The sequence below is a fragment of the Domibacillus sp. F004 genome (assembly GCF_057814295.1).
In genome coordinates this window covers 1-281 of record NZ_JBVATB010000063.1, presented here as the reverse complement: position 1 = coordinate 281, position 281 = coordinate 1, and the positions used below count along the sequence as shown (strand labels likewise).

Below are 281 nucleotides of genomic sequence, written 5' to 3'. Positions count from 1 at the left end.
ACGTTGTAGACCATGCCGTCGTACTGGTCCATGACCGCGATGCGCATGCGGGCGCCCTTCGGCAGACCGTTCACGGTGAAGAGCGTGTCGCCGGCCTCGTCGCGCACGTTCTTGCGGAACGCCTGCAGCGGGCTCGGGTAGTCGCGGATGTTGAAGGGCGGGATGCTCACGTCACGGAACACGTGCCGCGGCTGCACCGGGGCGGCGATCGCACTCGTCGCGATGCCCGCGCCTCCGGCGACCGCGAGCACGGCCACACCCGCGAGCAGCCGACGCAGCCG

1 protein-coding gene is annotated in these 281 nt (G+C 70.5%); it reads right to left on the bottom strand.

From position 1 onward, the window contains the following. Window positions 1-281 (bottom strand): hypothetical protein (locus ACZYRN_RS19420; protein ID WP_488913202.1); only part of this gene is annotated, 281 nt, incomplete at both ends.